Source organism: Azorhizobium oxalatiphilum (assembly GCF_014635325.1).
Lineage (GTDB): Bacteria > Pseudomonadota > Alphaproteobacteria > Rhizobiales > Xanthobacteraceae > Azorhizobium > Azorhizobium oxalatiphilum.
This window is the reverse complement of record NZ_BMCT01000007.1, coordinates 139036-164656: the sequence shown is the minus strand read 5'-3', so window position 1 is coordinate 164656 and position 25621 is coordinate 139036. Positions and strand designations below refer to the sequence as shown.

At 67.4% G+C, this 25621-nt stretch carries 21 protein-coding genes; 10 read left to right on the top strand and 11 right to left on the bottom strand.

The window, feature by feature from the left end:
• The first annotated feature begins 5 nt into the window (after positions 1-5).
• From IEW24_RS21110 to IEW24_RS21090, 5 genes are all read left to right on the top strand, one after another.
• Entirely contained in the window at positions 6-161 is a 156-nt protein-coding gene (locus IEW24_RS21110; protein ID WP_188582373.1) for a hypothetical protein, read from the top strand.
• A gap of 24 nt (positions 162-185) precedes the next feature.
• Complete coding sequence (locus IEW24_RS21105; RefSeq protein WP_188582372.1) at positions 186-1301, top strand: sensor histidine kinase; 1116 nt, start codon at positions 186-188, stop codon at positions 1299-1301.
• Between the two features lie 381 nt (positions 1302-1682).
• Entirely contained in the window at positions 1683-2357 is a 675-nt protein-coding gene (locus IEW24_RS21100; protein WP_188582371.1) for a GntR family transcriptional regulator, read from the top strand.
• 27 nt (positions 2358-2384) lie between these two features.
• Positions 2385-3893 carry an aldehyde dehydrogenase gene (locus IEW24_RS21095; protein ID WP_188582370.1) on the top strand — a complete coding sequence of 503 codons (1509 nt, stop codon included), beginning with the start codon at positions 2385-2387 and terminating at the stop codon, positions 3891-3893.
• 3 nt (positions 3894-3896) lie between these two features.
• Positions 3897-4883, top strand: coding sequence for an amidohydrolase family protein (locus tag IEW24_RS21090; RefSeq protein ID WP_188582369.1), 987 nt, complete (start codon positions 3897-3899; stop codon positions 4881-4883).
• A gap of 193 nt (positions 4884-5076) precedes the next feature.
• Here the strand turns inward: IEW24_RS21090 and IEW24_RS21085 are convergent, their stop codons facing one another.
• The 4 genes from IEW24_RS21085 to IEW24_RS21070 all read right to left on the bottom strand — a co-directional run bounded on the left by IEW24_RS21085 (position 5077) and on the right by IEW24_RS21070 (position 9128).
• Entirely contained in the window at positions 5077-6054 is a 978-nt protein-coding gene (locus IEW24_RS21085) for a KpsF/GutQ family sugar-phosphate isomerase (RefSeq protein ID WP_244644582.1), read from the bottom strand.
• A gap of 120 nt (positions 6055-6174) precedes the next feature.
• Positions 6175-6822: an LbetaH domain-containing protein gene (locus IEW24_RS21080; protein ID WP_188582367.1), complete on the bottom strand. Its 648-nt coding sequence runs from the start codon at positions 6820-6822 to the stop codon at positions 6175-6177.
• A 93-nt stretch (positions 6823-6915) separates the two neighbouring features.
• Positions 6916-8151 (bottom strand): glycoside hydrolase family protein, encoded by a 1236-nt coding sequence (locus tag IEW24_RS21075; RefSeq protein WP_188582366.1) that lies wholly within the window; start codon positions 8149-8151, stop codon positions 6916-6918.
• 281 nt (positions 8152-8432) lie between these two features.
• Positions 8433-9128 (bottom strand): DUF1045 domain-containing protein, encoded by a 696-nt coding sequence (locus tag IEW24_RS21070; protein WP_188582365.1) that lies wholly within the window; start codon positions 9126-9128, stop codon positions 8433-8435.
• A gap of 272 nt (positions 9129-9400) precedes the next feature.
• On the opposite strand from IEW24_RS21070, the gene IEW24_RS21065 reads away from it, so the two are divergent.
• Complete coding sequence (locus IEW24_RS21065) at positions 9401-9682, top strand: hypothetical protein (RefSeq protein WP_188582364.1); 282 nt, start codon at positions 9401-9403, stop codon at positions 9680-9682.
• 13 nt (positions 9683-9695) lie between these two features.
• Here IEW24_RS21065 and IEW24_RS21060 read toward each other — a convergent pair whose 3' ends face one another.
• Together IEW24_RS21060 and IEW24_RS21055 are read right to left on the bottom strand one after the other, a co-directional pair.
• Complete coding sequence (locus IEW24_RS21060) at positions 9696-10826, bottom strand: alpha-D-ribose 1-methylphosphonate 5-triphosphate diphosphatase (protein ID WP_188582363.1); 1131 nt, start codon at positions 10824-10826, stop codon at positions 9696-9698.
• A gap of 167 nt (positions 10827-10993) precedes the next feature.
• On the bottom strand, positions 10994-12562 hold the full coding sequence (locus IEW24_RS21055; protein WP_188582362.1) for a hypothetical protein: 1569 nt from the start codon (positions 12560-12562) through the stop codon (positions 10994-10996).
• A 355-nt stretch (positions 12563-12917) separates the two neighbouring features.
• Here IEW24_RS21055 and argB point away from each other — a divergent pair, with 355 nt between their 5' ends.
• The 3 genes from argB (at position 12918) to IEW24_RS21040 (ending at position 16660) form a co-directional block, all read left to right on the top strand.
• Positions 12918-13823 (top strand): acetylglutamate kinase, encoded by a 906-nt coding sequence (argB, locus tag IEW24_RS21050; RefSeq protein WP_188582361.1) that lies wholly within the window; start codon positions 12918-12920, stop codon positions 13821-13823.
• Between the two features lie 174 nt (positions 13824-13997).
• A complete protein-coding gene (locus IEW24_RS21045) occupies positions 13998-14729 on the top strand; it encodes a pyrimidine 5'-nucleotidase (protein WP_373870108.1) in 732 nt (243 codons plus the stop codon).
• A gap of 794 nt (positions 14730-15523) precedes the next feature.
• Positions 15524-16660 carry a serine hydrolase domain-containing protein gene (locus IEW24_RS21040; RefSeq protein WP_188582359.1) on the top strand — a complete coding sequence of 379 codons (1137 nt, stop codon included), beginning with the start codon at positions 15524-15526 and terminating at the stop codon, positions 16658-16660.
• Here the strand turns inward: IEW24_RS21040 and IEW24_RS21035 are convergent.
• A complete protein-coding gene (locus IEW24_RS21035; protein WP_188582357.1) occupies positions 16657-17964 on the bottom strand; it encodes a type II toxin-antitoxin system HipA family toxin in 1308 nt (435 codons plus the stop codon). The two genes, IEW24_RS21040 and IEW24_RS21035, sit on opposite strands and share 4 nt — an antisense overlap.
• A complete protein-coding gene (locus IEW24_RS21030; RefSeq protein WP_373870113.1) occupies positions 17964-18218 on the bottom strand; it encodes a helix-turn-helix domain-containing protein in 255 nt (84 codons plus the stop codon). Before IEW24_RS21030 ends, IEW24_RS21035 begins: the two co-directional genes overlap by 1 nt.
• A 435-nt stretch (positions 18219-18653) precedes the next feature.
• On the opposite strand from IEW24_RS21030, the gene IEW24_RS21025 reads away from it, so the two are divergent.
• Positions 18654-22142 carry an indolepyruvate ferredoxin oxidoreductase family protein gene (locus IEW24_RS21025; RefSeq protein ID WP_188582353.1) on the top strand — a complete coding sequence of 1163 codons (3489 nt, stop codon included), beginning with the start codon at positions 18654-18656 and terminating at the stop codon, positions 22140-22142.
• 156 nt (positions 22143-22298) lie between these two features.
• Here the strand turns inward: IEW24_RS21025 and IEW24_RS21020 are convergent, their stop codons facing one another.
• From IEW24_RS21020 to IEW24_RS21010, 3 genes are all read right to left on the bottom strand, one after another.
• Positions 22299-22940, bottom strand: a complete 642-nt coding sequence (locus IEW24_RS21020; RefSeq protein WP_188582351.1) for a class I SAM-dependent methyltransferase — start codon at positions 22938-22940, stop codon at positions 22299-22301.
• A gap of 238 nt (positions 22941-23178) precedes the next feature.
• The gene (gene mnmA / locus IEW24_RS21015) at positions 23179-24351 is read right to left on the bottom strand and encodes a tRNA 2-thiouridine(34) synthase MnmA (RefSeq protein WP_280514991.1); all 1173 of its coding nucleotides are present in this window, start codon (positions 24349-24351) and stop codon (positions 23179-23181) included.
• Positions 24352-24477: 126 nt separating this feature from the next.
• Positions 24478-25329 (bottom strand): transglutaminase family protein, encoded by an 852-nt coding sequence (locus IEW24_RS21010; protein WP_188582347.1) that lies wholly within the window; start codon positions 25327-25329, stop codon positions 24478-24480.
• Between the last annotated feature and the right edge of the window lie 292 nt (positions 25330-25621).

Below are 25621 nucleotides of genomic sequence, written 5' to 3'. Positions count from 1 at the left end.
CACGCATGAACCGTCCGCGCGCGTGGGCCGCGCTCATGGGCCGGGCGCGCGACAAAGCCGATCGGCGGATGGAACCCCACGCCGTGCTTGCCGTTTTCATCCAGCTTGATCGCGGCCGCAAACGCCTGTGGCGCCGCCCGCCGCGACTGGATATGAGCTGAAGAAGGGGTAGGTCAGGACACGGTATGAACGGCCAGGTCGACACATCCGGCGGCGAGGAGGCCGATCCTCTCGGCTTCCTGCAGGGGCCCGGGCAGATGGCGGACGCCATTCGCCGACACGACTGGTCCGCCACCCCGCTCGGCCCCCCGGAGGGCTGGCCTTCCGCGCTCAAGACCGCAGCGGGCATCATGCTCGCCTCCCGCTTCCCCAAGGCGATCGTCTGGGGGCCATCCCTGACCACGCTCTATAACGACGCCTTCCTGCCGATCCTCGGCCACAAGCCGGCACCGCTCGGCAAGCCCTTCAGCGAGATCTGGGCGGAGGCGTGGGACGACATCAGCGAGCTGCAACAGCGCGCCTATGCGGGGGAGTCCGTCTTCATCGAGGACTTCCCGCTGCTGGTGAACCGGCTGGGCGTACCGGAGCAGACCTATTTCACCTTCTGCTACAGCCCCATCCGCGACGAGCGGGGGCGGGTGGCCGGGATGCTGGATACCGTCATCGAGAGCACCACGAAGGTGCAGGCGCAGCAACAGCTCGAGGTGGCCAACAAGGAGCTGGAGCACCGCATCCGCAACACGCTGGGCATCGTCGGCGGCATTGCCCACCAGACCTTCCGCTCCGCCACCTCGCTGCCGGAAGCGCGCACGCAGTTCACGGCGCGCCTGTCGGCGCTCGCCGGCGCGCATTCGGCACTGCTGCGGACCCAATGGGAGACCGCGCCCATCGAGAGCATCGTGCGTGGCGGCCTCTCCCCCTATCATCCGCCGGCCTCGCAGATCCACATGACGGGCGAAGCCCTCGACATTCCCGCGCGCCTCGCCCAGCCGCTGACGCTGGCCATCAACGAACTGGCCGCAAACGCGCTGAAATATGGTGCGCTTTCCACGCCGGAGGGCACAGTGCGGGTGTGGTGGCACGCCGGACAGCCCGGCTCCTCCGAGCCCTTCGAGCTGAACTGGGAGGAAAGCGGCGGCCCGCAGGTGGCGGCCCCAAGCCGGAAAGGCTTCGGCACCCAGCTCGTGCGGCTGCTCGCCACCGAATTCGGCGGCGAGGCCAACGTGGATTATGCGCCCGGCGGCATCCGCTTCCAGCTGCGCGCGCCCATGAACCGCATCGGCATCGTCAGCCACGCCTGATCCGGGGGCGGGCGGCGTGGCCGCCGAGGGACACCGTCTGGTGCAGGCCTGAGCGCCCGTTTGGAAAAGCCGGGCGCGTTGGTCCGCCGATGTCCCGAACGGGCTCCGAGAGAGGCACCGGCAATGTCCCCGGTCCTCGCTGCCCACCCTCTCGACAGAAGGCGGAAAGGATGGCTAGCTTTCAGCGATATATCGGATAAAATATCTCCAAGGCGCACGCGGCGGCGATGGGCGCCGGCGTGAGTTTCCATCGGGCGGCGTCGCAATCCGCCCGGTCAAACACGCGCCTTCAAGGTGTTGGAGACTGGTCCTGACGGGATCCGGCTCTAAAAGGGCGTAGCGGGGGCCGGAGGTCGGCATCCGCAGCCCAAGGACAGGACCATGGCCCTCAACGAACGCGAAAAGCTCCTGCTTGGAAGCATCCCCAGCCGCAAGGACGCGGTGCTCGGCGTGCTGCGCGACGCCATCGTGGAAGGCCGTCTCAAGCCCGGCGAACGGCTGGAGCCCGACCGTATCGCAGCCGACCTCGGATGCAGCCGCATGCCCGTGCGCGAGGCCCTCAAGATCCTGGAGAAGGACGGCTTCGTCACCTGCTACCCGTTCCGGGGCACCGAGGTCTCGCAATTGCGGGCCGAGGAGGTGGAAGAGCTGTTCGCCATGCGCATCGCGCTGGAAACGCTGGCGCTGGAGCGGGCGGTGATCAACCTCACCGCCGACGAGCTGGCCAAGATGCGCGACATCCTCACCCTCATGGACGATCCCGCCCAGCGCGGCGACTGGCGCACCCTCAACCAGAAATTCCACTCGATCCTCAACGCCGCCTGCGGCTGGCCGCGCCTCGTGGAGCAGATCGACGTGCTCAGGCAGAATGTGGAGCGCTACGTGCGCATCTGGGTGGACATCAAGGGCTATGACGCGCCCCAGCGCCAGCACTGGGCGCTCTACGAGGCCTGCGCCGCCCGCGACGTCAACCGCGCGCAGGAGGTGCTGCGCGCCCATTTCCGCGACACCGCCGACATGGTGGCCAAGGTCGCCGCCGCCCACCGAACTTCCTGATCATTCGCTCAACAGGACGCATCATAAATGCCCACGGACCAGGGGCCGATCAGCCTCGGCATGTACATATCCGGCGCCTATGTGCCCTCCGCTTCCGGCCGGACGCTGGAGGTGCGCAACCCCAAGAACGGCGCCCTCGTGGGCACCGTGGCCGAGGGTGACGCCGCCGACATCGAGACCGCGGTCAAGGCCGCCGAGGCCGCCTTCCCGGTGTGGTCGGCCATGACCGGGGCCGAGCGCGGCGACATCATGCATCGCGCCGCCGCCATCCTGAAAGCCCGCCTGCCGGAGATCGTCGGCATCGAGGTGGACCAGATCGGCCGGCCCCTGCGCGAGATGACCGCACAGCTCTCCCGCCTGCCGGAATGGTTCTCTTACTTTGGCGCGGTGGCGCGCACCCATGAGGACACCGTGCCGCCCTTCGGCACCGGCTATCTCAACTACACCCGCCGCGTTCCGCTGGGCGTGGTGGGCCATGTGACGCCGTGGAACCACCCGCTGCTGATCCTCACCAAGAAGGTGGCGCCCTCCATGGCGGCGGGCAACACCATGGTGGTGAAGCCCTCGGAGCTTGCCCCCATCACCCCGCTGCTGCTGGGCGAGGTGTTCAGGGAAGCCGGCGTGCCGGATGGCGTCTATAATGTGGTGCCGGGATTTGGCGGCACTGCTGGTCTGGCGCTCACCAGCCACCCGCGCATCAAGAAGATCGACCTCACCGGCGGCACCGAGACCGGCAAGGCGGTGGCCGCCATCGCCGGCAAGAACCTGACCAAGGTCGCCGCCGAGCTGGGCGGAAAGGCCTCGGTGGTGGTGTTCGAGGACACGGACGTGGAGCGGGCGGTGTCCGCAACCCTGTTCGCCTCCTTCATCGCGGCGGGCCAGACCTGCGTGCAGGGCGCGCGCCTGCTGGTGCATCGCTCCATCCACGACCGGGTGGTCGCGCGTCTGGTTGAGCGCACGAAAAATATCCGCATCGGCGATCCGAAGAACATGGCGACCCTCATGGGTCCGCTGGTGAGCGCCCGGCAGCGCGAGATCACCGAGCGCTATGTCGCCATCGGCCTTGCCGAGGGCGCCACGCTGGCGGTGGGCGGCAAGCGGCCGGAAGGGGCCCAGTATGAGGGCGGCTTCTTCCACGAGCCGACCATCTTCACCAATGTCACCAATGACATGCGCATCGCGCAGGAGGAGATTTTCGGCCCCGTGGTGTGCGTCATCCCCTTCGATACGGAGGAGGAGGCCATCGCGATCGCCAACGGCACCGAGTTCGGCCTCGCCATGTCGGTGTGGACGCGCGACATCACCCGCGCCCATCGCGTGGCGCACAGGATGCAGGCGGGCATCGTCTGGATCAACGACCACCACCGCATCGACCCCGCCTCCCCGTGGGGCGGCTTCAAGATGAGCGGCATCGGGCGCGAGAACGGCCTCGTCGCCTTCGAAGAATACACCCAGATCCAGAACGTGATCGTCAATCTCTCCGACGCGCCATTCGACTGGTATGCCGAGGATGGCACCGTGAAAAGGTATTCGTGACCCATGCGCATCGACATCCATAGCCACGTCATTCCCCCGCGCATGGTGGAGGCGATCGTCGCCGACACGAAGGGGTTCGCGGCGCACATCAAGGCCGAGGGCGGCCTGCGCAAGATGGTCCACGACCAGGGCTATGTGTATCCCCTGTTCGACGAGTTCATCGATGTGGGCGCCAAGCTGAAGGCGATGGACCGCAAGGGCATCGACCTGTCGGTGGTCTCCACCGCGCCGCCCATGTTCTATTACTGGGCCCCGGCCGAGCTGGCGCTCAAGGCGGCGCGTAACGTCAACGACGGCATCGCCGAAATGGTGGCGCAGGCCCCGGACCGGCTGCGCGGCATGGCGAGCGTGCCCATGCAGCACCCCGAGCTGGCGGTCGCCGAACTTGAGCGGGCGGTCAAGGAGCATGGGTTCCGGGCGGTTGAGATCGGCACCACCATCGAGGGCGTGCAGCTCGCCGACCCGCGCTTCCGTCCGTTCCTGAAGCGCGCCCGCGAGCTGGACGTGCTGGTGTTCATCCACCCCTATTATGTGGGCTCGAAGGCGGGGCTGGAGGATTATTACCTCACCAACCTCGTGGGCAATCCCACCGACACCACCGTGTCGCTGGCCAACCTCATCTTCTCCGGCGTGCTGGACGAGTTGGCGGGCCTGAAGCTCATGGCGGCCCATGGCGGCGGCTATTTGCCCTATCAGATCGGCCGCCTCGTCCACGGCCAGAAGGTGCGCGCCGAGGCCAAGGTGCACACCCAGAGCTGTCCGAAGGAACTGCTGAAGACGCTGTACTTCGACACGCTGGTCTTCGACCCGCAGGCGCTGCGCTATCTGGTGGATCTGGTCGGCCCGGAGCACGTGGCGCTGGGCACCGACGCCCCCTTCGACATGGGCGACGAGACGCCTGTCGCCAGCCTCGACGCCGTGGCCGGCCTCACGGATGCGGACCGCGACCGCATCGGCGCCGGCACCGCGCTGGCGCTGATCGGGGAGTGAGCGGGCGTTCAGCCCGACGCTGAACCCATCCCCCAGCGCGCCCTACTCCCTCTCCCGCTTGCGGGGGAGGGCTGGGGAGGGGGCAGACCGGGTGCAGATTCAGGACGTTGTGCGAACGCAGGGCGCCTCCGCGCTGGCGCGCGGCCCCCTCCCAACCCTCCCCCGCAAGCGGGAGAGGGCTTTCCCGCTCATCTCACGCCACCCCGACGTGCAGCAGATCGTGGATGTGCAGCGCGCCCACCGGTCGCCCGTCTTCCACCACCATCAGCGCGGTGATCTTGGCGGTGTTGAGGATGCGCAGGGCTTCGGAAGCCAGCTGATCCGGCCGCACCGTCTTCGGGCTGCGGCTCATGATGGCGTCCACGGGCCGCGAGGGCAGGTCGTTCGCCATGTGGCGGCGCAGGTCGCCGTCGGTGACGATGCCGGCGAGCTTGCCCTCGCCGTCGAGAACCGCCACGCAGCCGAGGCCCTTGGTGCTCATCTCCACCAGCACCTCGCCCATGAGCGCGCCGGCCTTGGCCAGCGGCAGGGCATCACCGGCCCGCATCACGTCGCGCACGAACTTCAGGTTGGCGCCCAGCTTGCCGCCGGGGTGGAAGGTGCGGAAATCGGTGGCCGTGAAGCCCCGGCTCTCCAGCAGCGCCACCGCCAGCGCATCGCCCATGGCGAGCTGCATCAAGGTGGAGGTGGTGGGCGCGAGGCCCAACGGGCAGGCTTCCTTGGCCAGCGGCAAGGCCAGCACCACGCCGGCGGCGCGGGAGAGCGTGCTGTCCCGGTCCGAGGTGATGGCGATCAGCGGCACGTCGAAGCGCTGGGAATAGTCCACGATGTCGCGCAGTTCCGCCGTCTCGCCGGACCACGACAGTGCGACGATCACGTCCTCCGGCGCCACCATGCCGAGATCACCGTGGCTGGCCTCGGCGGGGTGGACATAATGGGACGGCGTGCCGGTGGAGGCGAGCGTGGCGGCGATCTTGCGCGCCACATGCCCGCTCTTGCCCATGCCGGTGACGATGACGCGGCCGCGCGCGCCCATGATGATGCTCACCGCCCGCTCGAACGCCGCGCCCAGCCCATTGCCCACGGCGGCGGTAAGCGCCGCAAGGCCGGCGGCCTCGGTCTCCAGGGTGGCGAGGGCGGAAGCGATGGCGGCGGAACGGGGTTCGGTCACGGGGCGGCGATGTCCTGCACTCACCCGGAAGCGGAGCCGCCGGGCTATGGATTTGCCGGCAGCAGATAGCACGGGTCGCCCCGGAAGGGGAGCTTTGCCCCCTGCGGCTCCTGCGCAGGCCTATTCTGCGGCGGACGCGGGGCGGCCCATGCCGGCCCCCTCATACCGCTCCAGAAAGCCCTCGATGGGCAGGTTGCGGAAATCATCCAGCGCCGCCCGCAGGGCCTGATGCTCCCAGTCCCACCACGCCAGCGCCTGAAGCCGCCCGGCAATCGCCTCCGGGAAGCGCCATTTCACGATCTTCGCCGGCACGCCGGCCACGATGGCATAAGGCGGCACATCCTTGGTGACGACGGCGCCGGCCGCCACCACTGCCCCGGTGCCGATGCTTCGGCCGGGCAGGATGACGGCGCCATGGCCGATCCAGATGTCATGGCCGAAGGTCACGCGATGGTCGCGGCGCCACTGGAAGAACTCGGCGTCGTCCTGCGCATCATCGAAATAGGTGGAGGCGCGATAGGTGAAATGGGACTGGCTGGCCCGCCACATGGGGTGATTGCCGGGATTGATGCGGGTGAGCGCGGCGATGGAGCAGAACTTGCCCACCTGAGCGTAGGCCATGTCGCTGTCATGCTCGATGTAGGAATAATCCCCCATCTCCACTTCCAGCAGTTTTACGCGCGCGCCCACTTCGGTGTAGCGGCCGAGCGTCGTGTCGGTGACGCGGGCGGTGGGGTCGATGAGGGGCGCAAGGCCGAGCTTCTTCATGGGGCGCAGTCTCCGGAAGGCGCGGAGACTGCGCCGGGCGCCGTGACAGGCAGATGACGGGCGGGGCCTCCCCCGCCCGTCCCACGCGCAGGGTCAGGCGCTGTGCGGCACGATGGCGATGGCAGCCGCCAGAATGGCCAGATCGTTGGTGAGGCTGACCAGCGGGTTGTCCGACTGGGGCCGGTCCGGCTTGTTCAGCACCATTTCGGCATTGGCGCGCAGCAAGCTCATCCAGGTCGCGTTGTTGGTGATGAAGGTCTTCAGCTCCGGGCTGTTCCGGTAGGCGTAGAGCAGGCCGCGCATGAAGACGGCGACGCCCGTCCAGTAATCCGTCTCGTAGCCGTCATGCGGCCACTGCACCCCCCAGGGATCAAGCTGACCGGGTTCGTCGTAAGGGTTTTTCTTCACCAGGAATTCGCTCACGCCATCGATCAGCCCCATGGCCAGGTAGAGGGCGGCCTGATAGTCGCTCCCTCCTCCCAGCACACGCATGCGGTCCACGAGCGCGCTGACCATGAGCCCCTGATCGCCGGTCCAGGCGAACAGGGGAACATAGCCGGGATCCTGCTGTCCGTTCTTGAACAGGCTGGCGCGCTCGCGCATCACCACATACCCCGGGTTTCCGGGACTGAAGTGGTTCAGCAGGGCAAGATCCGGCTTCCCCAGATACATCCACTGGTGCAGAAACGCATATTCCCGTTGGGCTGCGGTCAGATAGGAGCGCTTGAGCACGGGGGGAATGTCGTTGCTTGGCTCATGGAGAAAGAAGCGCTCCGCCAGCAGCAGATAGCCGAGATTGGTCACAGTATTCTGGCGGCCGCAGATCCGGTCGCCGGGGCCCGGGTTGCAGTTATCGGTCAGGAAGCGGTTCCAGACGCCGCCCGAAAAGAGCGGCTCTAAGGCGGCGAATTTCTGCTGGTCCGCCCATGCCCAGCCATTGGGGGCATTCCCGTCGATCCACAGCCACGCATCCATGGCGACGCTGAGGAAGGCGGCTCGCGAGTCCGCATTGTACATGCTGGATCCCGCTGCCCGCACCATGGCATTACCCCACCAGGAGTAGTCATCGTACCAGTAGGCCGAGTTCGGCCTGTATTTCCTGGCGACAATGCCGGCTAACGTGGCGACATCCGTCCGATCCACTTCGAAATAGTAGTCGGTCAGGGTGTCGCAGGCATGCCCGGCAAGCCAGAAGGAGGTCTTGGTATCGTCGAAATGCGGCAGCAGAGCCTGATAGGTCTGGGTCGCCTTGCTCGCCCAGTCACCCGGGGCGAGGCTGGTCGCCGCACCGGCGTCCGGTGTCAGGATCTCATTGTTCGCGATGGCCATGGTTCTCTCCCATCGAAGATCACCCCAATGTTGAGCACAGGCTCAGGACCGCGATCGGACGTCCGGCCGCTTCGACGCTTTACAGATTGGATTGATCCCCGGGCCGAGGGTGCGTGTTTCCGTAGGCTTTGCAATAGAAAACAGCCCGTGCGCAGGCGCGCGCAGCCCCAAACGGGAAGCCGGATGCGGGCGACGGTAGCATGCACCGTCACACGGATGATCCGGCCCATGATCGGCTGCAAGCCGCCCGCGCGGCGCCCCGCGATGCCCTTCGCCCGCCCTTACGCCCCCAGCGGCGCGCGGTGCAGGATGCGGAAGCGCGCGCCGGCCTCCTCCTGCATGTAGAGCACCACATCGTCCACCGGCACCGGCATGTGGGCGCCACTGGCCAGATAAGCCTCGGAAAGCGCATTCACCGCATGCCCCATGGCCGGCTCCTGCAGCTTGCCGGTGAGCGTCATGTGGAAGCGGAAATCCTCGCGCACATAAGGATAGCCGTAACGGTGCAGATGGGCGCGCTGGCGGGGGGTGAGGTTCTCCGGCTTGCGCCGCGCGATCTCGGCCTCGGAGAGCGGCGCGCGCACGGCGTCCAGCCGCTCCACCGCATCCAGGGCCAGATCATCCAGCGCCGGCACGGGCGCCGGCGGCACGAGGGCGATGAAGCTGCCCAGCTGGCGCACCTCCAGCGGCGGCAGCTCGAAGGGATGATGCTCCATGGCAAATCCCGCCAGCGCGGCGAACAGATCGGTCTCGTCCATGCCGGGCGCGAGGCGGAAAGGCGCCTTCAGCGTGCCGTGGAAGCCGTAGCGGCGCGGCTCATCGGTGAGGCCCCGCCAGTCCTCGGGCGCGAAGCCGCACAGGGCCGGGGCCACGCAGTCCGCGCCCGTCTCCGCATCATAGCCGACCACCGAGGAACCGAAGCGCCAGAGCGCGGTGTCGCACGCGGGAGCGAGATAGACGGCATAGCGGACGGACAAGCGGCCTCTCCATGTCGAGATAGTCAGCGTCGAGATAAGTCAGCCTGCCATCCCTAAAGGGCGGCGCGGCGCGAGGGAAGCGGCATCACGCGTGCCGTGTGCACGAAGGCGTTGGGAGGGCCGGGCGTGTGGGTGGCAAAGGGAGAGCGCGCGAAGATCACGCGGGTGATGGCGGATTTCCGCCGGCCGGGTAGAGTGAGGCCATATTCGGGCCGCCCGCATTTTCCGCCGGCCACCGCGCCGTTTGTTCCACGCCTTGCCATGGAGCCTTCATGCCCGCCAGCCTCGATCTTGCCGAAGTACATTACGTCAAGCGCATCGCCATCGGAGCCCCCGGCCTCTCCGGCGCCGAAGCGGACGCCAAGGCCGCCGACGCCCTTGCGCTGCTGAACCGCTGCCTGTCGGAGCATCCCAAGGGCCGCATCATCGGCATCGAGAAGCCCGCCGCGCAGGTGGGGGCCGGTGATCCGCCGGTGCTGGTGCACTGGACCACCTATCACGTGGGCTTCGCCCGCAAGCCGCACTGGCTGGAAGAGGCCAACGGGGAGGGGTGAGGGCGGTCGAGGCTCAGAACACCTTCTCAGCCTTCACCCGCACATCGCGCACCACAGGCGTGCCGTCCACCAGGCGGAAGCGCAGCACGTCGGCGCGCAGGCCGGCTTCAAGGCGGCCGCGATCGGCGAGGCCCGCCAGCGCCGCCGGCCGGGCTGTCACCAGCGAGAGCGCCGTCGCCATGGGCACGCCGTCGGCGGCGAGTTTCGTCGCCGCCTGCAGCATGCTGGCCGGCACGTAGTCGGAAGCGAGCGCATCGAGAAGATCCGCCGCCACGAGGTCGCGCATGGCGACGCCGCCGGAATGGGAGCCGCCGCGCACCACGTTCGGCGCGCCGCCGATGGTGGTGAGGCCGGCCTCATGGGCCGCCTTGGCCGCTTCCTGCGTGGTGGGGAATTCGGAGATGGTGCAGCCGGCGGCCTTGGCATCGGCCACATGCTCGGGCGTGGTGTCGTCATGGCTGGCCAGCGCCACGCCCGCATCCCGCAGCAAGGCCGCGAGGCGGTCGAAATTGGCGGCCACCGCCTCCTGCCCACGCGCGGTGCGGGTGGCCAGCTCGTGCTCCACCTCGTCCGCCGTCTTGCCGATGCCGCGCAGATAGGTGCGCAGCTGGTCCACATTGCGCCACTGCCGCGCGCCGGGCGTGTGGTCCATGAGCGAGGCGAGGCCCAGCGCCTTGCGGTTCAGCTCCGGCTCGGCCAGTTCCAGCAGGCCGGGGTCGGTCAGCTCGCAACGCAGATGGATGCGGTGGTCGGCGCGGAACCAGGGCGCGCCCTGCTCCACCGCGTCCAGCATGATGGTGAAGAGATCGCGGCGGGCGGACTTGGTCTGGTCGAAGCCGCCGGCGCAGATGGCGTCGAACACGGTGGTGATGCCGGCGGCCACCGTCTGGCCGTCATGGGCGAGCGCGGCGGCGCGGGCGTCGGGCCAGATCACCTTGGGGCGCGGGACGAAATGGTTCTCCAGCGCGTCCGTATGCAGGTCGATGAGGCCGGGGGAGAGATAGTCGCCGTCGCAATCCACCGCGCTGGAAAGATGCGAGCGGCCCTCGTCCACGGCGGCGATCTCCGTCCCGCGCAGCACCAGCGTCCCGTCGATCACACGGTCCTCCAGAACGAGGCGGGCGTTGGTGAAGACGGTTTCCATGGGGCGGACCTTTCGGGCGGGGCGGACGAAGAACGGCCTCCTGTCACGGAACCATGACGCGCCGGTGACAGGAGGATGAAGCGGGCTCAGAGCACGCCGAGAGGGAACCAGTTCAGCTCGTGTTCGGCGGATTCACGGACCGGAGCTGCGCCCCGGCCCGATCCGGCTCAACTGGCCGGTGGCGGCTTGATGACCTTGTAGAGCTGGAAGCGGTCGCCCGCATAGACCAGCTCAAGCCGGTCGGAATCCGGGTTCGGATCGCCGGGCTCGGTGAACAGCAGGTAGACATAATCGAAATGCTGCGGCCACAGATCCCAGTAGCGCGGGCCGTCCGGCGTGGGCTCCTCCTCGGTGACGAGGAGCTGCTCGCGATTGGGCGGCGTGCCGTCCTCGGTGTCCACCCAGTCCGTATAGGGCTTGTGGACGCGCAGTATCTGCTTGCCGGGCACAGTGAAGGCCGTCGTCACCAGCGAGGAGCGCTCGATGATGGCGAGGCAGGCCGCATGCACGAGGCCGAGATCCTGCGGCTGCGAGCCGCCCCACGGATCCGCATAGGCCACCATCACCTTGGAGCCGCGCTTGATCTTGGTGATGCTTTCCTGGAAGGCCACCGTCCACTGGGTGAGGTTGTTCCACACCACCTGCACCTCGGTGACGCGCACCGCCACGAGGAGCACCAGCATGATGGCGAAGCCGCGCTGGGCGAGGCGGTGGCGCAGGTCGATCTGGATGCAGGCGATGACCATGAAGGCGATGGCCACCGGCATGCGCTGGTCGGCCATATAGGTGGCGAACACGGTGCGCGGCAGCGCCATGTAGACCGCACCGGCGATCACCAGCAGATAGAACAGCATGTTGTGGGTGCGCAGCAGGCGATGCCGCACCGCCCAGGCCGCTGCCAGCACCACCACGGCGGTGAGCGAGAAGGCCACATAATCGTAATAGACGTTGATGACGAACTCGATGCCGTCGAGCTTGCCGCGCGGCTCCCAGTAATTCTCGCCCTTCAGCCCCCAGGTGGGGCTCATGAGCAGCAGCGGCACCGTGAGCGCGAACGGAAAGCCCGCCGTGACGAAGGCGATGATGCGCGTCTTCCAGCTGCCACCCTTGCGGTCGAACAGGCGCATCAGCTCATAGGAGAGGATGCCCACCCCATACACGCCGGTGGCGAACAGGTGGCAGAAGAACAGCGCCAGCACAAACAGGCAGGACACCGCATAGCGCCACGGCCACGGCCTGTCGCGCAGCAGGATCCAGGTGGCGAGGCCGCACAGGCACAGGCCGATCCCGAAGATGTAGTTCATCACCCCGATGAGGAAGATGTTGTTGTAGAGCAGCGGGAAGGCCACAAGCGGAATGGCCGACCACGCCCCGAACAGCGCCCGGTGCAGATAGAGCGTGCCGAAGGCGATGAGCGCGAAGCACATCAGCGTATAGATCTCGCCGGCCACATAGATGTCGGCGAAGCGGTCCAGCAGCGGGACCACCATGTCCATCATCAGGTTCGGCAGCACGCTCCATTGCAGGAAGTAGAAGCGCGAGAGGTCGGGGTCGCCCGGCACCGCCGCGATCACCTTCATGCGGGCGAGGTGGTTCACATAGTCCGACAGCGGCGGGATCGGATGGGTGACGATGGGAATCGCCACCAGCACGAAGCAGATCAGGAACAGCAGCGCGATGGTACGGCGCGACAGATCGAGCGCCCGGCGGGGCGGAAGCGGGGCTTTGGGCGACATGGCCGGGTGGGTCCGTTGGAGGCGAGAACGCATGCAGGCCATAACCGCCGGCACGCCTATCGCAAAGAACCTTCTTTGTGGTGGTTCGATGACGGGTGAGCCGCGCGGCATTTTCCCGTGCAACTGGAAAAGTAGGCGATTACCCGGAACGGTAAGTGCCGCCGTATTTCCCGCGAATCGAGAGCGGAAAGCCGCTGCCCCCGCCCTTCCCCCCTGCCGGGGAAGTCGCTAGAAGGGCGCCGGTAGCGGTGGCCCAAAGCCGTCGCGCCGCTCGACCCGACCCCGGCGGGCCGGGGGTCCAGTGCCCCGCAAGGGATACCGGATCGCTTGCCGCCCTCAAGATCAGGCTGATGCCATGAGCGCGCCCATTCCCGCCCCGGTGGCGGAAGCCCAACTCCAGGCCGAGGTGCTCACCAAGGCCCTCCCCCACATGCAGCGCTATGACGACGCCATCGTCGTGGTGAAGTACGGCGGCCACGCCATGGGCAACGACCAGCTGGCCCGCGATTTCGCGCAGGACATCGTGCTGCTCGAGCAGTCCGGCGTGAACCCGGTGGTGGTGCATGGCGGCGGCCCGCAGATCGGCGCCATGCTGGACAAGCTCGGCATCAAGTCCGAGTTCGCCGCCGGCCTGCGCATCACCGACAAGGCCACCATCGAGATCGTCGAGATGGTGCTGGCCGGCTCCATCAACAAGCAGATCGTCGGCTTCATCAACGAAGCGGGCGGCAAGGCCATCGGCCTGTGCGGCAAGGACGGCAACATGGTGCGCGCCCGCAAGGCGACCCGCACCATCGTCGATCCCGACAGCCGCGTGGAGCAGGTGGTGGACCTCGGCTTCGTGGGCGAGCCGGACACCGTGGACACCATGGTGCTCGACCAGATACTCGGCCGCGAGCTGATCCCGGTTCTCGCCCCGGTCGCCACTGCCGTGGACGGCGGCACCTACAATGTGAATGCCGACACCTTCGCCGGTGCCATTGCCGGTGCGCTGGGCGCCAAGCGCCTGCTGCTGCTCACCGACGTGCCGGGCGTGCTGGACAAGAACAAGCAGCTCATCCCCGAGCTGACCATCGCCCAGTGCCGCCAGCTGATTGCCGACGGCACCGTGTCGGGGGGCATGATCCCCAAGGTGGAGACCTGCATCTACGCGCTGGAGAAGGGCGTGGAAGGCGTGGTCATCATGGACGGCAAGCAGAACCATTCGGTGCTGCTGGAGCTGCTCACCGACCACGGCATCGGCACGCTCATCACCCGCTGACCGCTTTTCGCGGCATCGGGGACACGACCAACGGGAACCGGATCCGGTCGGATTGCCACAATCCGGGCGTATCCGGTTCCCATGTCTTCCTGACCGGGCACGCCCGGTCCCCTCGTCCGGATGCGCCCGCGCCCCGTATAGAGGGCAGACCCGTTTCCTGCTTTCAAGTTCTGGATGTCGATGACCGCCCCCGAGACCCCGCTCCACCGCATGACCAATCCCGGCGCCCGTGCCTTCGATGAGGTGGAGACCTGGGTGTTCGATCTGGACAACACCCTTTATCCCGCCCAGCACGATCTCTGGGGCCAGATCGACCGGCGCATGCGGGACTATATTTCCGGCCTGCTCAACATCACGCCGGAAGAAGCCTTCGCCCAGCAGAAGGCCTATTACCGCAAGTATGGCACCTCGCTGCGCGGCCTGATGATCGAGCACGGCATCGACCCTGCCCCCTTCCTCGCCCACGTCCATGATGTGGACCTGACCGGCCTCGAACCCTCGCCTCGCCTCGCGGCGGCGCTGGAGGGGCTGCAAGGCACCAAGCTGGTCTATACCAACGGCTCCGAGCGCCACGCGCTGAACGTGCTGGGCAAGCTGGGGCTCGACAAGCATTTCGTGGCCATCCACGACATCGTGGCCGCCGAATTCCACCCGAAGCCCTCCGAGGAAGCCTATCTGCGCTTCCTGCGCGCGCATGGGGTGGAGCCGAAGCGGGCAGCCATGTTCGAGGATCTGGCGCGCAATCTGGAAGTGCCGCACCGGCTCGGCATGACCACGGTGATGGTGGTGCCGCCGAACGAGGAAATCTCGACCCGCGAGAGCTGGGAATTCGAGGGCCGGGAAGCGGCCTATATCGACCACGTGACCGAAGACCTCGCCGGCTTCCTAGAGCGGCTGGGGCGCTGAGGCGCAAATGGGGCCTTCCTTGAAGGAAAAGCCCTCAGATGCAATATCAGTTTAAGCAACGGACAGCGGGGCTTCCTCTCAGGTCGCCGTTGCATGTGCGCCCTTTTCGAAGGGCCGGTACACCACGGTAAGGCACACCCGCACCTTTTATGAAAACCCCTGCCAAGGCGGGGGTTTTCTCGTTCAGTGGCATCGCTTCTCCGCCTTCCGCCAGTGACCCCTCGCCATCCTCTCAAGCACCGAAGTCGGATGTTTCCGGTTTTCGGCGAAGGATGGCTTTTCCGGCGCGCTGACAACAGCCTCGCGGCTCCATTACGGGAACCTCCAGCCCGGACCCGGCAGGCTGTCTCTCCCGCTTGCGGACAGGGGGATCCCATCTGCAAACTCTGCCTCTGCGCCATTGCAAAGGACCACTGCCCCAACAGTAGGTCGTCATCCCCGGACTTGATCCGGGGATCCACGTGGCCCCGCTCGGAACAGCCTTCGGAGGTCTGCACTGTCGGCCCGACGTGGATCCCCGGATCAAGTCCGGGGATGACGTTGTTCTATGGCAGAGACCTCCCTCGACACCACAAAACACGAGCTTCGCAGAAGCGCGCGGCCTCCATGTGCGATGGCCCTGCACGCAAGCGGGAGGGCAGGACAAAGGGCAGACCGGGCGCAACATTGCCTGATGTCTGGGCTTGCGGCCGCCACTGCCCGCCTGCCAAGCTGCACGTCCTTCCAGATGACCGGGCGCTCCCCGCGCCTGCCGTTCCGGCACCGGTCGCACGCCCGCAGCAAGAGGCCCCGCCGTGACGCAGACCAGCCCTGCCTATGTCCCGCCGTCCGATTTCGCCCAGTGGGAGCACATCGCCCCGGAGGCCGCCGGCTTCAACGCGCAAAGCCTCGACGCCGCCATCGCCTTCGCCAAGGGCCATGAGAGCCAGTGGCCGCGCAGCCTCTATTATCCGGACGGCAAGTATGTGGGCCTCGTGGAGTGGAACGAGAAAGGCCCGTGGAGCGCCATCGTCGGCCCGGTGCGGGAGCGCGGCGGCCCGGCGGGGCTGATCCTGAAGGGCGGGCGCATCGCCGCCGAATGGGGCGACACGGCGCGCGCCGACATGACCTTCTCCATCGCCAAGAGCTATCTCTCCATCCTCGCCGGCATCGCGCAGGCGGATGGGCTGATCCCGGACATGGACGCCCCGGTGGGCGCCTCGGTGCCCGGCCCCTATTTCGAGAGCGCGCACAATGCGCAGATCACCTGGCGGCAGCTGTTGCAGCAGTCGAGCGAGTGGGACGGGACGATCTTCGAAAAATCCGATCAGGTGGACCACAACCGCCAGATCGGCCCCGGCGCCGACAACAGCCGCAAGGGCGAGCGTCGCGAATTGAAGACGCCCGGCAGCTTCTATGAATATAACGACGTGCGGGTGAACCTGCTCTCCTACTGCCTGCTCTCCCTGTTCCGCCGCCCGCTCCCCGACGTGCTGCGCGAGCGTGTGATGGACCCCATCGGCGCGTCCACCGGCTGGGAATGGCAGGGCTACAGCAACAGCTTCGTGGAGATGGACGGCCAGCGCATCCAGTCCGTGCCCGGCGGCGGGCATTGGGGCGGCGGGCTGTTCATCAGCGCGCAGGACCATGCCCGCGTCGGCCTGATGGCGGCACGGGGCGGCGCGTGGGGCGCGCAGCAGGTGCTCTCCCCCGCCTACGTGGCCGAGATGACCACGCCTTCGCCCACGCTCGGCAATTACGGCTATCTGTGGTGGTTGAATGCGGGCGCGGCCCATCGGCCCCATGTGCCGGCGGACGCCTTCTTCGCGCTGGGCGCTGGCGTGAACGTGATCTGGTGCGCGCCCTCGCTGGATGTGGTGGCGGTGCTGCGCTGGATCGACAAGAGCGCGCTCGACGCCTTCATCGACCGGCTGATGGCGGCGGTGGGCTAGGCGTCCGCCAGAATCCGGGCTCGCCGTGCAATGGCTGCACGGAGGGATGCGACCAGTTCCTCCGGAAAGCTGGGCGGCAAGGTCGAGAAGACCGCATCGGCGCGTGCCTCGGCGGTTTGCGCGAGGTCAGCGAAGATCACCCGTACCAAAGGTTCGCCAATGCCTGCTGCGGCCGCCGTCTGCAGGAAATGACGCGGAACGATGTCATCCACGCGGTAGCGGCCCCGGGTGCCGACGGACATCGCCAACCTGAAGTCACGACGCGGGATGAGATCGGCATCGAAGCTGGGCTGGGCACTCAGCACGTCATAGAGCGGCGTCAGGTGAAACCGGCCACCGGGGCCAAGGGCGAGACTGAAATTCTTCGCGTGACCATCCGTGGCGCCCAGCATCCAGAACAGGATCTGCGCCCGCATGACGGTGGCGATATCCGCCTCCGGTGTATCGCTACCCTGAAGCAGCCGGAGGATATCGACGATGCCCGGCCCACCCTCGGACTGGTACTTTAGCGACGGTGGCACGGAGAGCGCCTGACACATGTCCTCCTGCGGCAGGCGCAGCAGACGGCCGTCGCGGGCCCAGAGGCGGTCGAACCGCTCCACCACCAGTGTCCGCCGCCCGCCGAACGTCGTCATCCCGGCCTCTGCCACCGGCACCCCGAGCGCGCCGAGCAGCTTCAGGCAGAGATACTCATTCTCCACGCTGTTCGACAGATCAACGCCCCCTGGCAGCATGCCGATCTGGGGTTTCAGGATGTGGGTGGTGGCGGCGGTACCCGTCGGCTTGAACCAACTGCCATTCTTGCACAGCAGAGCGGTCTTCTCTTGCGCTCCGGCGATCGAGATCCGGAACGCTGTATCCGCACCCATGCCGAGGGGAGCCCGCGCGAGATTGGCGATGATCCGCGCAATCTCATCCTCTCCGATAGGCTGACCTTCCGTGGTGCCGGCCGGACCAACTTCCACGCCCTCCGGCAGGAACTGCAGCGCACCGACGCAATCATGCCCCAGAGCCGCAAGTAGGGAATAAGCGTCCGTGCCGCCGGCACCCACACGCTCCGCTACCTGTCTGCGGATGGAAACGCTGTCGGGCAGGAGGTTCTCGAAAACATTGCCCACCGCCTCACCCACATAGCGGGCTTCGCGCAAGGGGAGAGACAGCGAGATCGGGAAGGTGCTTTCCCAATCCAGCCACTCCGTCGCGTAAACAAAATCTATCGCCCCCGTCGATGAGCGTCGCAGCACACCCACAAGGCGGCTATTCAGGAAAACGTCGAGCGGCACATGGGCCGGACGGCGCGCCATCAGAACAGGTCTTCGATGTCGGCGGGATCGGCCTTGCTGCGGGGGCGCACCACCAGTTCGAGATCGAGGGCGGACAGCGCCGCCATGAGCGTGCGCAACTGGAGCGCGGGCGCCCCGGCCTCCAGCCGCGACACCGTGCCCTGCCGCAGATGGATACGCTCCCCCAGCCCGCCCTGCGTCAGCCCGGCCTGTTTGCGCGCGCGGCGCAGAATGGCCCCCAGTTGCTTCTCGGTGCGTGCGATCTGGTCCATCAGGGCTTCTCCTGGGCGGAGAATATACGCGTGAGCGTATTAAGTTACAATATACGCGCCCACGTATGAAAACGCGATATACGCGAGCGCGGATATTCGTAATTTATACGCAATCGGGTATCAATTTGGATGCTTTCGGGCGGACCTTCCTTCCACCTCGCCGCCCAAGGGCGGTTCTCCGTCGCATTGCGCCGCACACTTTCCGCGTGCATTGCGCCAAAATGCGTCAGGCCCGCTTTTGCGGCAACTTCCTTTCATAACGCTTCCAAACAACGAAATTGCCGCGGGGAACCACCCGTGTCAGCCTGATCTTGAAGTCAATGCGGCACCGAAGCGCGATCTGGCGGCACAAGGCCGGCAGGTTTCGCCTTTCGGAACAAGACCGCCCGCCCTCTCCCGCCCGGGAGGGCAGGACAGACGATCCGGAGGACGCGCGTCATGGGTGTCGGCAAGGGTCTTGCTCAGGTTTCCTTGAAGGACAAATACGACCTCGCGCAGGAGCGCGTGTTCGTCTCGGGCACGCAGGCGCTGGTCCGTCTCGCCCTCATGCAGAAGGAGCGGGATCGCCGCGCCGGGCTCAACACCGGCGGCTACGTCTCCGGTTATCGCGGCTCGCCGCTGGGCGGGCTCGACCTCCAGTTCGGGCAGGCGCAAAAGCTGCTCAACGCCAATGACATCTTCTTCCAGCCCGGCCTCAATGAGGATCTGGCCGCGACCGCGCTCTGGGGCTCCCAGCAGGCGGAACTGCGCGGCGAGGGCAGATATGATGGCGTGTTCGGCCTCTGGTACGGCAAGGGGCCGGGCGTGGACCGCTCCGGCGATGTGTTCCGCCATGCCAACAATGCCGGCACCTCCAGGCATGGCGGCGTGCTGGCCCTGATGGGCGACGACCACACCTGCGAAAGCTCCACCACCGCCCATCAGAGCGAATTCCATTTCGTGGACGTGATGATCCCGGTGCTGAACCCGGCGGGCGTGCAGGAAATCCTCGATTACGGCCTCTATGGCTGGGCGCTCTCCCGCTTTGCCGGCACATGGGTCGGCCTCAAGGCGGTGAAGGACACCATCGAATCCACCGGCGTGGTGGACGGGCGGCTGGACCGGGTGCGGCTCGCCCCCGTCACCGATTTCCGCTTTCCTGAGGGCGGGCTCAACATCCGCCTCGTGGATACGCCCATCGCGCAGGAGGAGCGGCTTCAGGAATACAAGCGCGATGCCGTGCTCGCCTTCCTGCGCGCGCAGAAGCTCAACCGCTTCATCACTTCCGGCGGCGCGCGCCCGCGCATCGGCATCGCCACCGTGGGCAAGAGCTATCTCGACCTGCGCCTCGCGCTGGACGAGTTGGGCATCGACGAGGTGCGCGCCAACGATCTCGGCCTGCGCATCTGGAAGCTGGCCTGCCCCTGGCCCATCGAGACGCAGGGGCTGAAGGAGTTCGCGCGCGGCCTCGACCTCATCATGGTGGTGGAGGAAAAGCGCTCGCTCATCGAGGTGCAGGTGCGCGAGGAGCTGTACGGCACCGCCAACCAGCCGGTGTGCATCGGCAAGAAGGACGAGGAGGGCCGCTGGCTCTTCCCGGTGAAGGGCGCGCTGGACCCCAACGACATCGCCATCCAGCTCGGCCGGCGCATCCTCGCCTATGGCGACATCCCCGACATCGCGGCGCGCGTGGCGGAGCTGGAGGAGGCGCAGCGGGTGCTCGCCGCCACCTCGGACGTGGCGACCCGCATCCCCTATTTCTGCTCCGGCTGCCCGCACAACACCTCCACCCGCGTGCCCGAGGGCATGCGCGGCTCCGCCGGCATCGGCTGCCACTACATGGTGCAGTGGATGGACCGCGACACGGTGGGCTTCACCCAGATGGGCGGCGAGGGCGCCAACTGGATCGGCGAGTCCCGCTTCTCCAAACGCCCGCATCTGTTCCAGAATCTGGGCGACGGCACCTATAATCATTCGGGCTATCTTGCCCTGCGCGCCGCCGTCGCGGCCAAGGTGAACATCACCTACAAGATCCTGTTCAACGACGCTGTCGCCATGACCGGCGGCCAGCACCATGAGGGCGACCTCACCGTGCCGGTGCTCGCCCGGCAGGTGGCGGCGGAAGGCATCGCCCGCCTCGTGCTGGTGACGGACGAGCCCGGTAAATACGCCGCCGGCATCAACTGGCCGGCGGGCATGACCATCCACCATCGCGACGAGCTGGACCATATCCAGCGCGAGCTGGCCGAGATCCCCGGCTGCACGGTGCTGATCTATGACCAGACCTGCGCCTCGGAGAAGCGCCGCCGCAGGAAGCGGGGGGCCTATCCCGATCCCGACAAGCGGGTGATCATCAACGAGCGCGTCTGCGAGGGCTGCGGCGATTGCGGGGTGAAGTCCAATTGCGTCTCCGTGCAGCCGCTGGAGACGGAGTGGGGCCGCAAGCGCGAGATCGATCAGTCCTCGTGCAACAAGGACTTTTCCTGCGTCAACGGCTTCTGCCCCTCCTTCGTCACCGTGCATGGCGCCAAGCCCCGCAAGGCGGAAGGCGCGGCAGCGGGGATGGGCGCATTGCCCGATCTGCCCGAGCCCGGCCATCCTGAGATCCACGGCACCTATGGGGTGATCGTGACCGGGGTGGGCGGCACCGGCATCGTCACCATCGGGGCGATCCTCGGCATGGCGGCACATCTGGAAGGCAAGGCCTGCGGCATGATCGACATGGCCGGCCTCGCCCAGAAGGGCGGCGCGGTCTACAGCCACATCCGCCTTGCCGAGCGGCCGGAGGACATCGCCGCCATCCGCGTGCCCGCGCGCGGCGCCGATCTGGTGCTTGGCGGCGATCTGGTGGTGGCCGGCACCAAGAAGGTGCTGGCGGCGGTCAAGCCCGGCGCGACGCTTGTGGTGCTGAACACCCACGAGGTGCTGCCCGGCGACTTCACCCGCAACGCCGACTATTCGCTACCCACGGAGCGCCTGAAGCGCACCATCGCCGGCACGGTGGGGGCGGAGCGCACCCATTTCATCGAGGCCACGCGGCTTGCCACGGCGCTCTTCGGCAACTCACTGCCGCAGAACATCTTTCTGGTGGGCTATGCCTATCAGTTCGGCGGCCTGCCGCTCTCGGCCGAGGCGATCCTGAAGGCCATCGAGCTGAATGGCGAGGCGGTGGAGATGAACAAGGCGGCCTTTGAATGGGGCCGCCGCGCCGCCCATGATCCCGAAGCCATGGCCACCCTTCTGGTGCCGAAGCAGGGCACGAGCGACGCCCGCCGGCTCTCGGAGACGCTGGATGAGGTGATCGCGCGGCGCGTGGCCTCGCTCACCGCCTATCAGAGCGCCCGTTATGCGGCCCGCTATCGGGGGCTGGTGGACAAGGTGGCGGCGGCGGAAGCCGCGCGCGCGCCGGGCCGCACGGGACTGACGGAAGCGGTGGCGCGCTACGCTTACAAGCTCATGGCCTATAAGGACGAGTATGAGGTGGCGCGGCTGTTCGCGGACGGCGCCTTCCAGCGACAGGTGGATGCCGCCTTCGAGGGCGAGCTCAGGTACGAGTTCCACCTCGCCCCGCCTTTGTTCGCCAGGCTGGACCCCAATACGGGTGAGCCGCGCAAGATCCGCTTCGGCCCGTGGATGATGAAGGCCTTCGGCCATCTGGCGAAGCTGAAGGGGCTGCGCGGTACGCCGTTCGACATCTTCGGCTACAGCCACGAGCGCCGGACCGAGCGTGCGCTGATCCGCGACTATGAGCGCACTTTGGCCGAGCTGCTGGAGGGGCTCAGCCGCGACACCCACGCCACGGCGGTGGCCATTGCGTCCATCCCGGAGAAGATCCGGGGCTATGGGCATGTGAAGGAACGCCATCTGGCGGCGGCGAAGGCGGAAGAGGCGGCGCTTCTCGCCACCTTCCGCACCCCGCCCATCGCGCCGGCACAGGCGGCGGAATAGGGGGCGGTTGACGGGAGAGGGTTCGGTATCGTTCCCGGCGACCGTTCAGGTCATCCGGCGCGCCCTTCCCCCTCCCCAACCCTCCCCCGCAAGCGGGAGAGGGGGTATGTCGCGCCCAGCCATAGCTGGCGCGCACAAAACCGGTCGGAAAGCCCCTCAGCGGGCCTTCTTGATGCGGGCCATCTTGAAGAAACCGGCGGGGAAGACCGGCGAGATGTCCATCACCTTCATGTCGGGATGGGTCGCCGCCCAGTTGGACAGGCGGCTGGCCTTGAAGGCGATGCTCCAGCCCACCTTCTTCACCAGCGGCGCCAGCATGCTCTCCACATGCATGGCGGGGCCGGCATCGGCGCCGAGCTTGGAGGCGATGATGATCTCGCCGCCCGGCTTCAGCACCCGGCGCATCTCGTCCAGCGCGCCTTCCGGATCCGGCACCAGCGTGATCACGAAGGGCACCGTGATGGCATCGAAGGAGGCGTCGGCGAAGCCGAGCGCGCAGGCGTCCATGGAGGCCAGCAGGCCGACCTGCCGCAGGCGGCGCTCGGTCTTCTTCTCCACCGCCTTCTTCAGCATGTCGAAGGAGAGGTCGATGCCCGTCACATGACAGTGCGCGGGGTAATAGGGCAGCACGAGCCCGGTGCCCACGCCCACCTCAAGGATGTTGGGGCCGCAGGAGGCAGCGGCATGGGCTGCCTTGCGCTGGGCGTCAGCGAGCAGCTTCACATAGACCGCGTCATAAACGGGCGCCCATTTGGCATAGGCCCGCTTCTGCTCTTTGAGATCGTACTGGACCGCCATTTCCCGCGCCATCCTTCAGCTGCGGCCTGCGATGGCCATCACGGCCGCGCCTTCCGCTCCGGGCCGATCGGCGGCCGCGCCCCCGCGCACCGCTCCCAGACCCATATCCCGTCGGGCGTCGGCCTCAGGCGGTCTTCCGCCCAAACCCTCACCCGGCCCACTTTCCCGCCGTGCCGGCGGGCCCAATCCGTCCCCGGTCAAGCCGTGTGCGCGATTCGCGCAAGCGCTTACAACCGGATTATGCCACTTCGACGGCAGCCAGATGACTGGCCATGCGCTCGGCCCGCACGATGGTGCCACCACCGAGCAGCCGCGCCGGGCCGTCCGCCGCATCGTAGAACACGCAGGCCTGTCCCGGCGCAACGCCTTCCTCACCTGCCAGAAGCTCAACCACCGGCGCGCCGGAAGGGTCCCTGCCCAGCCGCGCCGGCGTGGGCGAGCGGGTGGAGCGCACCTTCACGAACACCTCGAGCCCCTCGGCGCAGGCCCGGCTCAGCGGCACATCGCCCAGCCAGTTGATGTCCACGAGGCGAATGGCGCGCACCGCCAGCGCCTCGCGCGGGCCGACCTTGACCTCGCGCCGGGCGGCGTCGATGGCAATCACATAGAGCGGCTCGGGGGTGGAGATGCCCAGCCCCTTCCGCTGGCCGATGGTGTAGTGCATCACGCCGCGATGGCGGCCGAGCACGCGCCCGTCCAGATGCACGATGTCGCCGGCTTCCCCGGCTTCGGGGCGCAGGCGCTCCACCACGCCGGCATAATCGCCATCGGGCACGAAGCAGATGTCCTGCGAATCCGGCTTGTCCGCCACCGGCAGGCCAAGCTCCACGGCCAGCGCGCGCACATCGCTCTTCTTCATGCCGCCCAGCGGGAAGCGCAGCATGTCGATCTGCGCGCCGGTGGTGGCATAGAGGAAATAGGACTGGTCCTTCTGCTCCTCGGCGGCGCGGAACAGGCCGCGCCGGCCATCGGCCAGAGGACGGCTCGCCACATAATGGCCGGTGGCGAGGACCGAGGCGCCCAGATCCTGCGCGGTGGCGAGCAAATCACGGAATTTCACCGTGCGATTGCAGTCCACGCAGGGAATGGGGGTGAAGCCGGCGGCATAGCTGTCGGCGAAGCGCGCGATGACTTCCTCGCGGAAGCGGCTTTCATAATCGAGCACGTAATGGGGAATGCCGAGGCGCTCCGCCACGTCGCGGGCGTCGTAGATGTCCTGGCCCGCGCAGCAGGCGCCCTTGCGGCGGGCCATCTCGCCCTGATCGTAAAGCTGGAGCGTGACGCCCACCACGTCGAAGCCGGCGCGGGCCAGCAGCCCGGCGACCACGGACGAATCCACCCCGCCCGACATGGCCACCACCACGCGCGTGGCGGCGGGATCGGTCCCGATATCGGCAAGGTCAGGCAGCACGGTGCGCGGATCCCGTGAAGGAAGGACGAACGCCACCGGGCACGCAGGGCCCAGCATCGGCGCAAGGGGCTAATATAGGCTTCGTAGCCGCGCGCGCAATTCGGCCCGGCGTGTGCCACCTCTGCGTCAGGCGGTGATCTCCACATCCACGATCATCTGCCGCAGTGCGTCAGGGCGGCCGAGGAAAGAGCCCGAAACGGGCGTTGTCTCTTCCAGTGTGCGCCCCACGGCCACCGGCACCAGATTGTGGCCGCCCATGGTGGCGTGGGTGGAATCGAACGGCACGAAGCCCGCGCCGGGCAGAAACACCTCGGCCCAGGCATGGGTGGTGGCGGTGCCCGGCGCGCTGCCGCCGGGATTGGCGAGGTAGCCGGACACGAGCCGCGCGGCCAGTCCGAGCGCGCGGGCGCCCTCCGCGAACAGGAGCGCGAAATCCCGGCAGGAGGCGATGCCGCGCTGCAAGGTCTCCAGCGGCGGCTGCACGCCGGGTTCGATCCGCTCCTCATAGCGGGCGGCGTCCCGCACAGCGGCGTTCAGATCCTGCAACAGGGCGAGGGAGGGCGTGGGCTGGCCGGCGACGAGACCGCGCGCCCATGCCGTCAGCCGGCCTTCCGCATCCGGGCAGGCGGGGGCGGCGAGCGGGGCGATGTGGCTCCAGTCGGCTTCCGAATAGAGAAAGGGATAGGTGGCCGCCTCCGGTGCCAGCAGCGGCGCGGGGCCGGGGATGCCGGGCAGTTCCAGCTCGGCCCGGCTCTCCACCACGAGACGGTCGGTCTCCTCCCGGAAGGTGGCGAGCGCCAGCGCATTGCCGTTGGCGTCCGCCTCCCAGAACAGATTGGCCTCCGGTGAGACGGTGAGGGAGAAATCGAGGAGCTGCGCCTGCGACTGCGCGCGGGGGCGCAGCAACAGCCGGTGCGGCCCGAGCGCCACCGGCTGGTGATAGTCATAGGTCGTCCGGTGGACGATATGGACCCGCATGGGGCTTCACCCTTGAAGCCCTCCCCCATTGCGGGAGAGGAACCTTTGCGAACGCCCTGCCCTTTTCGGGGTGAGGGCTTTAGCACCGATCGATATTCAGTTCGGACACCAATGCAGCAAAGCATCGTCATCCCCGGACTTGATCCGGGGATCCACGTAGTGTCGCCAGGCTGGCGGTGGACGTTCTCGCGAGCGGCGGGGGCAGTCCCCAAGCTTGGTACCGGCCACCGTCGGCCCGACGTGGATGCCCGGGTCAAGCCCGGGCATGACGATCTCCTTCTTCAGTGCAACT

Coding starts and splice junctions, on each gene's coding strand:
- IEW24_RS21110 (WP_188582373.1), top strand. CDS start 6: ATGAACCGTCCGCGCGCGTGGGCCGCGCTCATGGGCCGGGCGCGCGAC.
- IEW24_RS21105 (WP_188582372.1), top strand. CDS start 186: ATGAACGGCCAGGTCGACACATCCGGCGGCGAGGAGGCCGATCCTCTC.
- IEW24_RS21100 (WP_188582371.1), top strand. CDS start 1,683: ATGGCCCTCAACGAACGCGAAAAGCTCCTGCTTGGAAGCATCCCCAGC.
- IEW24_RS21095 (WP_188582370.1), top strand. CDS start 2,385: ATGCCCACGGACCAGGGGCCGATCAGCCTCGGCATGTACATATCCGGC.
- IEW24_RS21090 (WP_188582369.1), top strand. CDS start 3,897: ATGCGCATCGACATCCATAGCCACGTCATTCCCCCGCGCATGGTGGAG.
- IEW24_RS21080 (WP_188582367.1), bottom strand. CDS start 6,822: ATGAAGAAGCTCGGCCTTGCGCCCCTCATCGACCCCACCGCCCGCGTC.
- IEW24_RS21075 (WP_188582366.1), bottom strand. CDS start 8,151: ATGGCCATCGCGAACAATGAGATCCTGACACCGGACGCCGGTGCGGCG.
- IEW24_RS21065 (WP_188582364.1), top strand. CDS start 9,401: ATGCCCGCCAGCCTCGATCTTGCCGAAGTACATTACGTCAAGCGCATC.
- IEW24_RS21060 (WP_188582363.1), bottom strand. CDS start 10,826: ATGGAAACCGTCTTCACCAACGCCCGCCTCGTTCTGGAGGACCGTGTG.
- IEW24_RS21055 (WP_188582362.1), bottom strand. CDS start 12,562: ATGTCGCCCAAAGCCCCGCTTCCGCCCCGCCGGGCGCTCGATCTGTCG.
- argB (WP_188582361.1), top strand. CDS start 12,918: ATGAGCGCGCCCATTCCCGCCCCGGTGGCGGAAGCCCAACTCCAGGCC.
- IEW24_RS21045 (WP_373870108.1), top strand. CDS start 13,998: ATGTCGATGACCGCCCCCGAGACCCCGCTCCACCGCATGACCAATCCC.
- IEW24_RS21035 (WP_188582357.1), bottom strand. CDS start 17,964: ATGGCGCGCCGTCCGGCCCATGTGCCGCTCGACGTTTTCCTGAATAGC.
- IEW24_RS21025 (WP_188582353.1), top strand. CDS start 18,654: ATGGGTGTCGGCAAGGGTCTTGCTCAGGTTTCCTTGAAGGACAAATAC.
- IEW24_RS21020 (WP_188582351.1), bottom strand. CDS start 22,940: ATGGCGGTCCAGTACGATCTCAAAGAGCAGAAGCGGGCCTATGCCAAA.
- IEW24_RS21010 (WP_188582347.1), bottom strand. CDS start 25,329: ATGCGGGTCCATATCGTCCACCGGACGACCTATGACTATCACCAGCCG.